This window comes from Vibrio sp. 947, assembly GCF_033339115.1.
GTDB lineage: Bacteria > Pseudomonadota > Gammaproteobacteria > Enterobacterales > Vibrionaceae > Vibrio > Vibrio alginolyticus.
In genome coordinates, this window is the sequence record NZ_JAWOTX010000022.1 from 40581 (window position 1) to 54858 (window position 14278).

The following is a 14278-nucleotide window of genomic DNA, read 5'->3' on the forward strand; positions in this document are numbered from 1 at the left end:
TTCTTTTTTATTTAGCTAGCTCATTAGCTGGCGAGTCATTTTTTTCAATCTTCGCGACCAAGTAATCCCTTAGAACAATGCCCTTCTTCACTTCATAATCATTCATGTTTGATACAAGCTCTCTTGCCTGCTTTAAAGAATGTTCTGAAAGTACATCTGGCGAAGAACAGCCCTTAGCCGTTGCGATCTGTTTAATTTCAAATTTCATAGGGCTTCCAAGTCTCTCATTATCTGAAAGGTTGTCAGTTACGTAATTTGAGTCGAGCTGGAAAGTCCAGTCAACAAGAAACGATATAGGCTTCGATGTTGGCGTTGGTTTGTCCGTTAAACCTCTTAAAGATGTCGTATCGCCCGTTCTTGTGAAACCTTCGTAATAAAGCATGTATGTTCTACGCTCTTTACTCACACCATCTTGTTCAATCTTAAACTTTGAGTTACTTTTGCCATTAGTTAGCGGCATTTCGTTACATGAGGTTATTTTGATCGTTGAAGTGTGTTCTGAGTTTTTAACCCTGTAGTTATCACTAAGCAGGTCAACTCTCCCTGTACACATACCCGAAATCTTTTCATAGAAATCAGGAGAAAGCTTTTCTTTCTCAGTGACAGTTCCATAAGTACCAATTAGCCCCTGAATATCGAATGCGCTAGTTACTGTTTTTGCAGTTGACGCTTCAAGCTTCATTTGGGAAACCTGTTCTCTTGCTTCTTTCTTGTTTTTCGCAAAAACAATAAGTGAATATTCTTCTTCAACGGACAGATCTAAAAGAGCAGCAGTCTTTTTGTTTTCCTCATCAAAAGCCACGTCATTTGCGACCAATTGATTATCAACGAGCTTAGAACTGCTGTAACTGAAAGGAATTCCAGATTGGCATTTTTTTATATTTGTAAAATTAACTACGAATGGCTTCATCTTTTTTATTCTTTAATTTATTTACTTAGCTTCTATCTTACCACTTTTTGCGCCACAGCAAAATAATTGGTGCTCGTTATTGACATAATTGGCAGCGTATGTAAAATAGCCGCAGTTTAAATGGATAATATTGATTTACATGAAAATTTATATGGGCAGACAGCCAATTCTCGATAGAGCGAGAAAGATTGTTGGTTATGAGTTGCTATTCCGTGACAGTGAAGAGAACAGGTTTCCTATGCATGTGCCTCAAGATGTGAGCACTGCGAAACTTCTGATCAATTCATTTCTAAATATGGACTTTGATGAGGTTGTGAACGGTAAAACAGCCCTTATAAATTTCCCTATCGAAATGCTTAGAAACAAAGTTTCTACACTATTACCGAATAAGCGTATTGTTATTGAAATCCTTGAGTCTGTTGAACCAAATGAAGAGACCAAGGATTTGCTTCGAGAACTACACCGAAAAGGTTATAGAATTGCTTTAGACGATTTTATCTACAGCCCTCAATGGGATGACATTTTACGTTACGTTTCCATTATTAAGATTGATATCCAGGCTACTCCTTTGGATACAATCCCTCACGTTTTGGAAAAGTTAAAATCTCAAAAAGTAAAGATTCTTGCTGAAAAGGTGGAAACCTACGAAGAATACCAAGAATGCAGAAAAGCTGGATTCCAATACTTCCAAGGGTACTTTTTCTCTAAGCCAGAAATGATATCTGGAAACGAAGCTGAAATTTCTAACAGTTTGATCATGCAGATTTACAGAGAAGCAACAAGGAATGTTATTAATTTTGACCGAATTTCTAAACTTTTCGAACAAGAATCTACCCTTACGTATCAAACGTTAAAGCTGGTAAATACCCGCAGACAAAGCAATAAGAAACCTGAAATTAAGAGTGTAAAACAAGCTCTAGTTTATCTCGGTGAGCAGCATGTGAGGCGCTATGTTTGTTTGTTGGCAATAGGAAAGTTAGGTAAAAACAAACCTGCTGAATTGGTTAAAATGGCTCTTACAAGATCTCGATTCTTCGAGCAAATTGCAACTTTAACTCCATATAAAAGAGAAAGAGAAGAAGTGTTCCTTATGGGTCTACTATCAACTCTAGATGCTTTGCTGGATAAGGAGATGTCCACTGTTATGGACAGCTTACCCGTTAATGATGCTGTTAAAGATGCTTTAGTTTCGAAGTCAGGTAGGTACTACCCTTTCTTAGCTATTATATGCGCCATAGAACGTGCGGAATGGGATAAGTTTGAGCATTACTGCTCCAAAATTAATATCGACTCCCAAACCGCTATGACATTTTATAAAAATGTCCTACGAGCTGAAAGAAAGGATTTGCTGATTGCTGCCTAAACTTTACATTTTATGTATTCAGTAAAACCTCCCTACTTGTAGTGAGGTTTTTTTGTTTATATTTTACACAACTGATTTTATAGTGATAAAATAATTAAAACAATAAAAAGGTAATAACATGAAATCTAGTGACCTAACCTCAAAAACAACAGCGACTAAACTTTGCACTTTAGCTCTTTTATTAAAAGAACGTGCCGAGATGAGAGTGCAAAAGTTTAAAGAAAGCAATGTGGCTGATAAAATCTTAAAAAAATTGAATACCATAAAATCTGAATCACTTACATATCCCCGCGATTTAGAAGCATCTAAACCTTTTGGTATTGAAGAATCATTTAACGATTTTTTTGCTAAAGTAGATAAAATGAAAACCAGCTCGAATGAAATTGGTTTCGATAAAAGTCATCTACTAGCAATAACTCTCGACAAGCTGGTGGATGAAGGGATTATATACTTCGACTCTGAGTTTATATTTGATAAAGATAGCGATATCGATGTATATGCGGTTTCCAAAGCTCTTAATGAAAAGTTTGGCAAGGAAGTGTCTTACGGCACATCAAACTTTTTGGAGAACAGCGCTAAATTGCAAGTGTGCGGCTCTGAACGTGTTCTTGAATCACTAAGTAATGACTTTGGAATTTCACCTTCTACTTGCGATATCGAATACCTATACGTTGACTTACCTACCAAGAAAATAGCCCCTGAACTTGATTGGGATTTCGCAAATAGTGACTTATGGAATTCAGAAAAGTGCATGTCAATTCAGACTCTTATTTGCAAACAGTACTTAGAAGAGAATAGTGAGCCAGCAAAAACATCTGATAAGTGGATTGCTAGTCAGTTGTCAAAAGCTAACACTCAAGAAAAAGAGCTAACTTTAGAAAAGTCTATGTAGCCTTCCTCTGAATATAAAAAAGCCCGCTCAAAGCGGGCTTTTAATTACTTGTACATTGGATGGTCTATGTTGTTCAGATCAAATGTATTAAGCAGCTTCATGCCTATCGGATATATGACTGGCTCCACCCCAAGAACCCATTTGTACCCGAGCACTTGCTGAATCTCCAGCTTTTCACCTCTCATAAGCTCAAAGCGCTCAATAACAGACGAACTAGTGAACTTACTATTAGATCTCAATACTGGGTATGACAGTATCACAATAAGATCAAGCATGGTCATGTATTGCTTCAGTTTTACTTTCCAATTTGCACCATTCTTGATTTGGCTAATTTCAAGCAAGCGAAGCGGTAATCTTGCAAGCGCAAACAGTGAAAAGAACAGGCTAAAGAACAGTGCAATTGGTGGCACTATTATCATTTTCAGATAACCGTTACCTTCTTCTACACGACTTCCACCTGGCGCAAAGTCTCTCTTACTATTTTTCAGCTTAGAAACTTCTGCTCTCACTTCCGATGCAAGATTTCCATTGACATATTTACGCTCAAACTGTGACTTAGACAAGCCCAATGGCACTGAACCACTATAAGCACTGCCTAGCAGCTTCTTAAATCCTGACTGAACTTCGTTCAGAGCAACGAACTGTGCTTTTGTCTTGGTTCCCGATGCACCTCCAGTTGCTTTATTGAACTCTCTTATAAAGTTAGCTTTGTTCATTGTCATGCCATATGGCAGATGAACACCTTTATCTGCAAGCTCAGAGCGTATGCTCATCGCAACCGTTGGCTCATTCATGAATTGGGACACTGAGTTTATATCTGGATTCAGTCCAGACATGTAGCTAAACATCCCATCCATCAATGGCACAGCTTGTTTTGCCAAGAACTTTTCATCACCAGGACATTTGTTTCCATCACACCATTTTTGCCAATTAGACTTTGAACCCGTGGCTTGTTCCATAATGGCCTCAACTTTACCAAGGGCTTGTCTACGGCAGTTAGTGCCACAACCATTTGAGAATGCTTTCTCATACTGATCGTAAAGCAAATCGTGAATATTGTTCTTTCTGATTTGCGTTTCTACGTATTCAGGAAATTCAACATCTCGCTTGTGCTTATAGTTAGCGTACTCTTTCGAAGACTTACTATATATTTTTTCCCACTGAGCATTCGGGTCAAGTGCCTTTTGACCAGAGTTGTACTTCTTCCATTGGGAATCGACCTCTTTAGACACCTGAAGGTAGCCGTCATAAAGAAGGTCAGTTTTCATTGAGTTTCTGATCTTGACGATATCACTCACCCAAGAGTTAAGATCCTGTGTCAGCAACCCCTCTGTTCTAGTTGAGTCGAACATCATCAATGAATACATTGAAAAAAGCGCTAGCTCTTCAGCGCTTGTCGGGTTATCTCGATTGATCGGAACTTCTTTACCAAGACCAAAATCGCCAGATATCAATCCCTCTTTATATGTTACGAACAGTTCTGCTCTCGACTTGGTTTCAGCAGTTGCGTTACCAACAATTAAGTCATCTATAAGTAGAGACTGCGCTTTATGCATAAGCGGAATGCAAACAACAAGGGTTAAGATGAAGTTGAACACTCTTCTTCTAAAAGAATACTTAGTACCCAAGAAGCCGAACACAAGCAATGACAAACCTACGCCGCTTAATAGGCGACCATACTTTTCTAGGTTATCAATCCCATGCTGGGTTACAACTAAACCACCACCCGCGTTCAGAATTGCAGCATTCAGAGCGAATTCAGACAAGATGTACAGCAACTCAAATACTATGAGAAACCGTATCCACTTTATTCTGTCTCCGTCAAAAAAGCTCTTCATCATCTATTCCAATTAATTACATCACTGCACACAGTATACATAAAACAACAACAGAGTCAATTTTTTTAGCTAAATATAAAAACAAAAATATCCATATATTCTATGATGATAGGATATTTCCGACTAAATAATTAAAATTGTTGCTGATAAAGCAATCAATTGTATAAAATTCAGTCATTTAATGCAATTCTTTTGTAATAAAAGCCTTTATCAATTGATTTGACACCTATAGTCATGTAATGCAAAAAAGTTCAATTAAGTTACTAATTTTAGTGAAATTCTTTTTGACAATTCACAAAAAAACACTTATTGTAAGAACTATTGAGGCAAATGTTGCTCTCTATTAATAAACAAACCAAAAAAATATCTTTAAATAACTAAAGGAATTTAACTATGAAAAAGACTCTGATCGCACTTGCTGCACTGACTATCTCTGGCGTTGCTTCTGCTGCTTCTGTTGATAACGTTTCTGTTGGCTTCACTGATGTGGAAGATTTCCAGGGTATCACTGTAGGTGTTGAGAAAAGCATCACTGAAAGCGTTTACGTTGGCGCTAATGTACAAGCTCTAGAGCATGTAGATCGCGCAGATGTAACTGCTCAAGATTACAGCGCTAAAGTTGGTGCTCTTCACGCTCTGAGCGCAACTCACAACCTTTACGGTGAAGTGGGTGTTGGTCACGTAGTGCTTGAAGATGTTGATGGCAAAGTGTCTGACGACTACGCAAGCCTAGAAGTGGGTGTTAAAGGCGACCTTTCTCAGAAAGCTCCAATCCAATACTCTGCGTTCGTAGGTAGCAAGGCTTACACTGATCTAGACAACACTTACTACGTAGGTGCAGACATGGATTACGCTGTAACTGACACATTCGCTGTTGGTGTTGGCTACAAATTCGAAGCTTACGATAGCAATGATCAATCTCTGTACGGTGAAGAAAACGAAAGTCAATTCTTCGTACAAACTAAATTCAAATTCTAATTTGAATAATGAAAAAAAACGAGGCTATTGCCTCGTTTTTTTATGCCTATTAAAATAACGAAGTTTACTTTTTAGGATTGAATCGATGGCTAAACATAAAAAATACGACATGTTGCTGGCAAAAGCCGACAACATGGATTTGGTGATTTTACTCAAATACCAATCAAACTACACTTGGAGCAAGTCTCCAAATGCCTACCCGCCAAATAATGACTATACTATTGGATTCCTTTGCCTACCTAAACACGAAGAAGCCTGTCTTGGTGCTTTAAATGGTACTAAAATTCAAATTAGAGAGGGTGAAGGAGATTGGGTTGAAGTAGAGCTAGACAGTAAATGGAAAAAAAATGAATGGTATATGTCAGAACACTTTGACTCAAGAACTGTAAATTAGATTAACAAATAAAAAAGGGATGATTTAACAAACCATCCCTTTTCTCATTTTTCAGCTAACAGAGATTCTTTTCAGTACGGCTATAGCTTCAGAGACAGTTTTTACAGGAATAATTTCCATATCTGTTTTTAGCCCCTTCATATTTGAAGCTGGAATTATTGCCCTATGGAAGTCATGCTTACGACACTCTTTAAGTCTCTCTCCACCACTAGGAACTGGTCTAATTTCACCACCAAGCCCCACCTCCCCCATAACGATAACGTCTTGCGGAATGACTATGTTTTCAATTGCTGAACAGATCGCTAAGACTACAGCCAAATCTGAAGCTGTTTCGCCTATCTTAATACCACCGACTACGTTAAGGAATGTATCTTTATCATAGGTAGCTACTTTGCAGCGACTGTGTAGTACAGCCATCAGCATTGAGTTTCTATTTGAATCCAAACCCACAGACACTCTCTTTGTATATTGCGGATTTCCTTTTGCGACCAAAGCTTGGATCTCCAGCAACATAATACCATTACCCTCTTTGTAAGGGATAACCACCGTACCAGGCGTAGGTACATCGGGTCTTTGAAGGAAAATTGCGCTCGGGTTTTTAACGTCTTTCATTCCCGACTCTGTCATGATGAAAACGCTCATTTCATTAGCTGTACCAAAACGGTTTTTTGCAGATTTAATTGTCCTATATCTATCGCTGGTGGTCGTATCTAAATGGATGGTGCAGTCAACAGTATGTTCAAGAACCTTTGGACCCGCTAACGTTCCGTCTTTTGTAACGTGACCGATAACAAGTACAGAAACGTCATTTGTTTTCGCGTACTGAGTTAGGATATGTCCGCAATCTTTTACCTGTGAGGTTGAACCTGGTGAGGAATTGTTTGTTTCCGAGTACATAGTTTGAATTGAGTCAACAATGATTACTTTAGCATCTATTGAAGAAGCGTTTTCGATAATCCTTTCAACACAAGTTTCAGATTTTAACTTTACCTTATCGCCATTCTTTACATGCAATCTAGTTGCTCTCGAAGAAATCTGATCTACTGATTCCTCACCTGTAAAATAAGCTGAAGATACTTGAGACGCAAGGTAATCTATTGCCTGCAAGAGTATTGTTGATTTACCTGCACCAGGGCTACCAGATAACAAAACAACACTGCCTTTTACTAAACCCCCGCCTAGAACCCTGTTAAGACCCGCTATGCCTGTATCATATCTAGATAACGCGGCTTCTTTACCTTGCAACTCACTAAGGCTAACCATCCCTTCACTGATTTGACCAGCGTATCCTTTATGTTTCGCGTTTATAGCAGTGTTTCTTATCTTCTCATTAACGTTATTACTTACCTTCGATTCCGCAAAGGTGTTCCACGCTCCGCAGCCTCTGCACTGACCAACCCATCTAGGACTGTCATAACCACAATCGGAACAAATATACACTGTTTTCGTCTTACTCATAATTCTTGCTTTTATTTTGATTTAATTACCTATATTATAACGCAGACTTTTATTAAGACAAATAAATAGTCGAACCAAATCAATTAATAAAACTAAAGGTATATGATGATAAACATACTAGAAAGAGGCATGAACTTTGCCATCTCAAGTGCTAGTGTTACAGTTGAAATCAACTCTCGTGATAACGGGCTAAAATTGATGGCTGTTGTAACAGATAGCAATCAGAACTCAAAAATCTCAGCGCTACAGATCCCTACAAATGAATGTGTATTTGAAACTGATAAAAAGTGCAAAATCTCACTACCATCTTGCGGTGCCGCATTCGAGAAAATTGAGTTTTACGCATTTAACGATGATGCGCAGTCTGTCGATGCTACCTTAATCATTACTCAAGACAATGGTGCTCGACATTCCATTCAAACCAATTTTGTCAACGCTAGCGCCTGCATGTTTGGCAGAATCTACAACCATAACGGCACATGGAAAGCTAAAAACCTTGCAGACATGGTAAGTGGCAATATTGATACAGTTCTAACCATGTATAAAGGCAACAACCTTGCTGAAGAATTGCTTAAAATGAAATCCCACGGTGGACTAAACAGCAACGGTAATAGTCAGATCAGCATGGCATCGAGCCAGCCTGTAGCTCAGAACCAGAGTGGTCATTTTAATATGGCTCCTACTCCATCACCGCAAAACGGACAGGTTGAACGAATTAATCCTGGTTCAAACTTACCAGCTACAACAAGACCATCATTTGGTCGAAATCGTTCAAATTCTGGCTTTTCTAGCCGTATTGAGCAAGGTCAAGAGGCAGCTACACAAACCCTCGGAAATGTACTTAATCAAGGTCGCTCACTGTTCTCTCGATTCGCCAACTTTTCAAAAGGTAAAGCTCAAGAAGCTACAGATGAAATCAATAAACTTAGAAGCAAAAAGCTACTTGAGGGTGTCATCGCTTCCTGTGCGTATATGGCGTTTGCAGACGGTCACGTTGATGCAGTAGAAAAGCAGAAAACTCTTGAGTTGATGTCAAACCATCAATACCTAAAGCTATTTGACCAAAAAGATGTCATTGAATGCTTCGACTCTTACATTAAGTGCTTTGAAAATGACTTTGATGAGGGTGAGATCTACGTATTCGAATCCCTAAATCCGTTGAAAGGCTCTACAGAAGAAAGCAGCTTAATTCTAGCTGTGGCTCTGGATATTGCGAATGCAGACGGAATCTTCTCACCTGAAGAAGAAAGAACATTGAAGCGTATCCGTCTAATCCTTGACGCTTAAATAAAATTAAAGATAAAAAGCCTGTTATGGGCTTTTTTAATTGTTTAATTAATCGGTATTTTAGATATTTTAGAAAAAATATCCTATCAAAGTAAAAAAATCAGCTATTTATGCTTTTTTGGTGTTGACAAGTTTTTATCATTCAATATAAACTCAATCTCAAATGAGGCAATGAAGTTCCTCTTAAATATCAATAAAGTTTGTAATCAATCAACAAATAAAAGGTAATATTATGCAAGTTATTAACATGTCAAAAGGTCAACGCATCGATCTAAGCAAACCAGACAACACTCCACTGAAAAAAATTCATGTGGGTCTGAACTGGAAAGAGCGTGTATCTGAAGGCGAAAAATTTGATGCAGACCTATTGGTTATGCTTAGCGGCGCAAATGGTGAAAACCTTGGCGTAGATAACTTTGTATTCTACGGCAACCCAGCAAAAGCAAGTACATGTGGCGCTGTTAAAATCAGTGAAGATAACCGTGACGGTGTAGACCGTGAAGGTGAAGATGATGAATGGGCAACAGTAGACCTAGAAGCGCTGAACCCTGCTGTGGAGCGCATCAGCTTTGCAGTTAACATTTTCGAAGCTGAAGCTCGTAACCAAAACTTCGGCATTATTGAAGACTGTGGTATCCGTATCGATGACCAAGAAAGCGGCGAAACACAATCTTCATACGATCTTACTGAAGATTACTGCCAGTACACTTCTGTACTAGTTGCTGAGATGTACAAAAAAGACGGCAAATGGAAGTTTGTGGCTAAAGGCGAAGGTCTAAAAGGCGGTCTAAACGAATTCCTAAACCGCTTTGGCTTCAAAGCATAACAACATTGCTCTATGGGATGGCTTAGCCATCCCTTAAAAATTAATTAATTAATCAATAAATAATTTATTAAGAGAAATAAAATGAATGCTCCAGTAATTAACTTAAGAAAAGCTCAGACAATTGATTTGCGTAAATCAAATGGTCAGGCAATGACTAACCCTTTTATTGCTATCGGTTGGAACGAAAGTCAAGCCCACCAAGATCAAGAATTTGATCTTGATGTATTGGCGATGATGCAAGATGCTGCTGGCAACGCAATTAGCCCAGAACATTTCATTTTCTATAATACTCCTGGTCGTATCAGCCAATGTCGTGGTATTGAAATTAGTCCAGACAACCGTACTGGCGCTGGTGAAGGTGATGACGAATGGCTAAAAATTGATTTTAACAAGATTGATCCTCGTTGTGAGAAGATCACTCTTGGTGTAAGCATTAATGATGCTGAGATCAATGGTCAAAACTTCGGTATGATTGACAATGCATTTATGCGCATTCTTGAAAGTGAAGGTGGTCGCGAACACGCTGTCTACGACCTTACTGAAAACTACCCTCAATACACTGGTATGATTTTCGGCATCTTCGAAAAGCGCAATAACGAATGGTTCTTTACTACAATCGGTGAAGGTCTTCGCAATGGCATTGTTGAATTTGTAGAGCGATTCAATTTCCAAGGTCAAAAGTAAGTCGTTAGACTTAAAGCTAAAAAATAAAAAGCAAGGGTGTTAGCACCCTTGCTTAATTAAGTTAGCAAGTAAAATTGTTAATTTAACAAATATCTAAATAAACTAAATCAAAAACAAAATTAATGAGCATTAAATGAAAGTTGTAATAGATTCAGGAAAAATTGGGATTACCCCATCGTACATTCATGAAGACTTTAATGGTATTGAAGACTTAATTGGATTTGCAAACCGTAAAAATGAAAATCGTGGTTTTTTGTTTGTAAGCAAAGTTTTAGGTAAGCACATCCCTGTGACACCTACAGAAATGAACAAGGTTTACTCCGTATTCTCTAAAGAGTTGTCTTCAGATTCAAAAGCATTTGTTGTGGGCTTGGCAGAAACAGCCACAGGTCTTGGCGCTGGTGTAGCAAGCAGTTTAGAAAATAAACAAGTTTATTTTCAGCATACGACTCGTTCTATTCTTCCACATGCGGAAAGATGGTTTGAGATTTCTGAAAGCCATTCCCATGCGGTTTCGCACATTATCTATAAGCCTAGCCAGGAAATGCTAGACAGCTTAATTGATGTTGAGAACCTTATTTTGGTTGATGATGAAATTACAACAGGCAACACTCTTAAACAACTTGCTAAAGAGTATCTGAAGGTTCTTCCAAATATCAAAAAAATCAACATCGTTTCTCTTTTAAGCTGGCTTGATGATGCTAAGTTCTCCGAATTCAAGCGAGATGTAACTGAGTTTTGTAAAGAAGAAGGTTTGGTAGCTCCTGAGCTTACTCAGAGCTTCCTATTTAACGGCAGCTTTGAATTTGAACCAAACTCTGACTACAAACAGGAACTGCCTAAATCGGCGCATAAGGGTGCTTCTTTACTCGATTGCTCTTGGAACATGGGACGCCTACCCGTTCAAATGAAGCATGTAGTAACAACTGACTATGTGACCAAGATTGAGAAGATTGTTGCATCAGAAGGTTCTGAAAAAGAGATTTCAATAATCGGTACTGGTGAAAACATGTATTTACCATACCTAATTGCATCACAGCTAGAAATTTCTGGTTACAATGTCACTGTACAGTCCACTACTCGCTCACCAGTTGTTGTAGATGGCAAGGTGATTACAAGCTGTCACAAAATTCCAATGCATGATAATGGACTGGTAGAGCACTACATCTACAATTTGAATGTAAACAAGCTGAATGTCGTAATTACAGAAACTGGCTCAAAGTCAGAAAAGGAAGCATATCAACATCTAGGCTATGTGCTTTAAATTAAATTAATAAATAAATTATTGAATTTAGAATAAAAGATTAAATTTGGAAATATCATGAGTTTAGAACAGTGGAAATCCAGTGAGTATGCTTCGAAAGTAAACGTAAATTCTCAGTTTGGACGCGTAATTTCTGTGATGGTTAATAATGCTGGCTGGCATACTCTTCGTGAAATTGAAGATATGATCCATGCAAAATTTCCTGATCGGGACACACAAGCAGCAATTTCAGCAAGACTAAGGGAGCTTAACCCTCTAAAGCATGGACTTGAAAAAGAAAAATGCATGGAAGTTGTCAACAAAAAGCAAGTTTGGCGATACCGATTAGTTCCAGCTAAAAAATGTGAATCACAAGAAAGCTAAACAAAAACTGATGCAATCTAAGGAATAACGATGAACACTTTAAAACCAATCTTAGGCAGCTATGCGAAAGAAGATTGCCAATTTCTAATGCAAGCAATTGAAACCGAATTTGTTTCTGTTGAAGAAAAAGAAAAAAGGATTCAATCTGGAGAAGCTCACTATTCTGAAATGATTAACAAAGAAAATGCTCCATCTAAAGAGTACATGGCTTTGTTTAATCAGATGCTTGGTAAATACGAAGTTCGACTTGCAAAAGAAATCATGTCATTAGCGAGCAAAATGATTATTGCTAGACCTGATTATGGAATGGAGAACAAACCAATTGTTGTTGTTTCTCTTGCGCGAGCTGGCACTCCAATTGGCGTTTTAGTAAAGCGAGCAATTGAGTTTTTTGGTCTTAAAGCAGTTCACTACTCTGTTTCAATCATTCGAGACAAAGGCATCGATACCAAAGCGCTTGATTACTTAACAGATAAGTATGACGCTGAATCTATTGCCTTTGTTGATGGCTGGACAGCTAAAGGTGTGATTACTAAAGAGCTGGAAACATCAGTTGATTTATACAATTCCGCAAATGAGACCAAGATATCTGACGACTTGTTTGTTATTAGCGATATTGGTGGTTCAGCGACATATTGCGCGACAATGGATGATTACGCAATTCCTTCGTCCATTCTAAATTCAACAATCTCAGGTTTGATTTCAAGAACAATTTGTTCAGATAAAACTGAGGGCGGTTTCCACGGTTGCGTTAAGTACAAGCACCTTGAAGAACACGACATTAGCAACTGGTTTGTAGATAAGATTGCACAAAACTTCGATTATGAGTTTGCAAATGGTAACGCTACATACCTATGCCCTACTATCAGAAAAGAGAAAACTAAACAGTTTGTTGAAACTCTAATGGCAGAGCAAGGCATTGATCACATCAATATGATTAAGCCTGGTATCGCAGAGGCAACTCGAATCCTACTACGCCGCGTACCTGACTTTATTATGCTTAAAAACGTCAAAAGCGATGACGTAAGTCACTTAATCCAAATGGCTAAAAAAGCGAACGTTAAAATTATCGAAAATGATGCAATGCCATTCCAAGCTTGCGCTGTTATCAAAAAAGTTACGGACTAAATTAAAATGAGCAATAAATACTTTCAATTAGGCGCTAGCCTATACACGCCAGCAACAAACAAAAACCTTCTAAAAGAACTTGATGGTTTAAAAAGCGAATCAAAATCAATGATTGTTGATACTGAAGATGCAGTTTCAGAAGAACGATTAGAGGAAGCGCTTGAGAGCTTAGAAGCAGCACTTAAAAAGACTGTTGATAAGTCGAAAATCAAAAAATTGCGCTTCATTCGACCTCGCAACTCAACAGTTCTTAAACGCATCCTTAAAATGGAAGGCGTTGAAAAGATTGACGGGTTTGTACTTCCAAAATGCACAATTGATAGTTCAATTATCTACCGTGAGATCTTGGAAAACTGCGGAATGTCATTTGGTGTGATGCCTACTATTGAAAGTATTGAAATGACAAAAACCTCCAAGATTGAACAACTAAAATCAATCTTTAAATCTTTCGAAAAAACAGAGATTATCTGTATTCGCATTGGTGGTAATGACTTGTTTAATGAGTTAGGCTTAAAGCGTCACCCTAAAGTGACAATTTACGAGACTCCACTTCGAATTATCATTGAAAAGATTGTGCTCGGATTTAAAACCTCAGGATTTGAAATTGCATCTCCTGTGTTTGATATCATTGACGATAGAATCACTCTTCAGCGAGAGCTAGAGTACGATATGAGTTACGGCTTCTTTGCTAAAACTGCAATTCACCCTTCTCAAGCAACTATCATTGAGCAGCACATTGGTGAATATGCGAAACAAAATGTTAGCAAAGCAAAAGGCGTTATCACTGAATCTAACGCTGTTTATATCCATGACGGTCAAATGATGGAGAAGACTTGTCATATCAATTGGTCACAAAGGATTGTTTCGCTTTCAAGCAATTATTAAAAGAGTTA

At 38.1% G+C, this 14278-nt stretch carries 14 protein-coding genes; 11 read left to right on the forward strand and 3 right to left on the reverse strand.

What is annotated here, in order from left to right; all coding sequences use genetic code 11:
* Positions 1–7: 7 nt before the first annotated feature.
* The gene (locus tag R7Q39_RS22155) at positions 8–910 is read right to left on the reverse strand and encodes a hypothetical protein (protein ID WP_318076853.1); all 903 of its coding nucleotides are present in this window, start codon (positions 908–910) and stop codon (positions 8–10) included.
* A gap of 139 nt (positions 911–1049) precedes the next feature.
* Here R7Q39_RS22155 and R7Q39_RS22160 point away from each other — a divergent pair, with 139 nt between their 5' ends.
* Together R7Q39_RS22160 and R7Q39_RS22165 are read left to right on the forward strand one after the other, a co-directional pair.
* Positions 1050–2273, forward strand: coding sequence for an EAL and HDOD domain-containing protein (locus tag R7Q39_RS22160; RefSeq protein WP_318076854.1), 1224 nt, complete (start codon positions 1050–1052; stop codon positions 2271–2273).
* Between the two features lie 118 nt (positions 2274–2391).
* Positions 2392–3165 (forward strand): hypothetical protein, encoded by a 774-nt coding sequence (locus tag R7Q39_RS22165; RefSeq protein ID WP_318076855.1) that lies wholly within the window; start codon positions 2392–2394, stop codon positions 3163–3165.
* A gap of 44 nt (positions 3166–3209) precedes the next feature.
* Here the strand turns inward: R7Q39_RS22165 and R7Q39_RS22170 are convergent, their stop codons facing one another.
* On the reverse strand, positions 3210–4931 hold the full coding sequence (locus R7Q39_RS22170) for a hypothetical protein (RefSeq protein WP_318076856.1): 1722 nt from the start codon (positions 4929–4931) through the stop codon (positions 3210–3212).
* 465 nt (positions 4932–5396) lie between these two features.
* Here R7Q39_RS22170 and R7Q39_RS22175 point away from each other — a divergent pair, with 465 nt between their 5' ends.
* On the forward strand, positions 5397–5981 hold the full coding sequence (locus R7Q39_RS22175) for a hypothetical protein (RefSeq protein ID WP_318076857.1): 585 nt from the start codon (positions 5397–5399) through the stop codon (positions 5979–5981).
* 85 nt (positions 5982–6066) lie between these two features.
* The gene (locus tag R7Q39_RS22180; protein ID WP_318076858.1) at positions 6067–6375 is read left to right on the forward strand and encodes a hypothetical protein; all 309 of its coding nucleotides are present in this window, start codon (positions 6067–6069) and stop codon (positions 6373–6375) included.
* A 51-nt stretch (positions 6376–6426) separates the two neighbouring features.
* Here R7Q39_RS22180 and radA read toward each other — a convergent pair whose 3' ends face one another.
* Positions 6427–7833, reverse strand: a complete 1407-nt coding sequence (gene radA, locus R7Q39_RS22185) for a DNA repair protein RadA (RefSeq protein WP_020331360.1) — start codon at positions 7831–7833, stop codon at positions 6427–6429.
* Between the two features lie 129 nt (positions 7834–7962).
* On the opposite strand from radA, the gene R7Q39_RS22190 reads away from it, so the two are divergent.
* The 7 genes from R7Q39_RS22190 (at position 7963) to R7Q39_RS22220 (ending at position 14270) form a co-directional block, all read left to right on the forward strand.
* The gene (locus R7Q39_RS22190; RefSeq protein WP_048515930.1) at positions 7963–9120 is read left to right on the forward strand and encodes a TerB family tellurite resistance protein; all 1158 of its coding nucleotides are present in this window, start codon (positions 7963–7965) and stop codon (positions 9118–9120) included.
* Positions 9121–9352: 232 nt separating this feature from the next.
* On the forward strand, positions 9353–9946 hold the full coding sequence (locus R7Q39_RS22195) for a TerD family protein (protein ID WP_318076859.1): 594 nt from the start codon (positions 9353–9355) through the stop codon (positions 9944–9946).
* Positions 9947–10027: 81 nt separating this feature from the next.
* A complete protein-coding gene (locus R7Q39_RS22200) occupies positions 10028–10630 on the forward strand; it encodes a TerD family protein (RefSeq protein WP_020331365.1) in 603 nt (200 codons plus the stop codon).
* Positions 10631–10763: 133 nt separating this feature from the next.
* Complete coding sequence (locus R7Q39_RS22205) at positions 10764–11894, forward strand: phosphoribosyltransferase domain-containing protein (RefSeq protein WP_318076860.1); 1131 nt, start codon at positions 10764–10766, stop codon at positions 11892–11894.
* Positions 11895–11951: 57 nt separating this feature from the next.
* Positions 11952–12257 (forward strand): hypothetical protein, encoded by a 306-nt coding sequence (locus R7Q39_RS22210; RefSeq protein WP_045592983.1) that lies wholly within the window; start codon positions 11952–11954, stop codon positions 12255–12257.
* Between the two features lie 30 nt (positions 12258–12287).
* Complete coding sequence (locus tag R7Q39_RS22215) at positions 12288–13385, forward strand: cysteine protease StiP family protein (protein WP_080930757.1); 1098 nt, start codon at positions 12288–12290, stop codon at positions 13383–13385.
* Positions 13386–13391: 6 nt separating this feature from the next.
* Positions 13392–14270, forward strand: a complete 879-nt coding sequence (locus R7Q39_RS22220) for an aldolase/citrate lyase family protein (protein WP_318076861.1) — start codon at positions 13392–13394, stop codon at positions 14268–14270.
* The last annotated feature ends 8 nt before the right edge of the window (positions 14271–14278 follow it).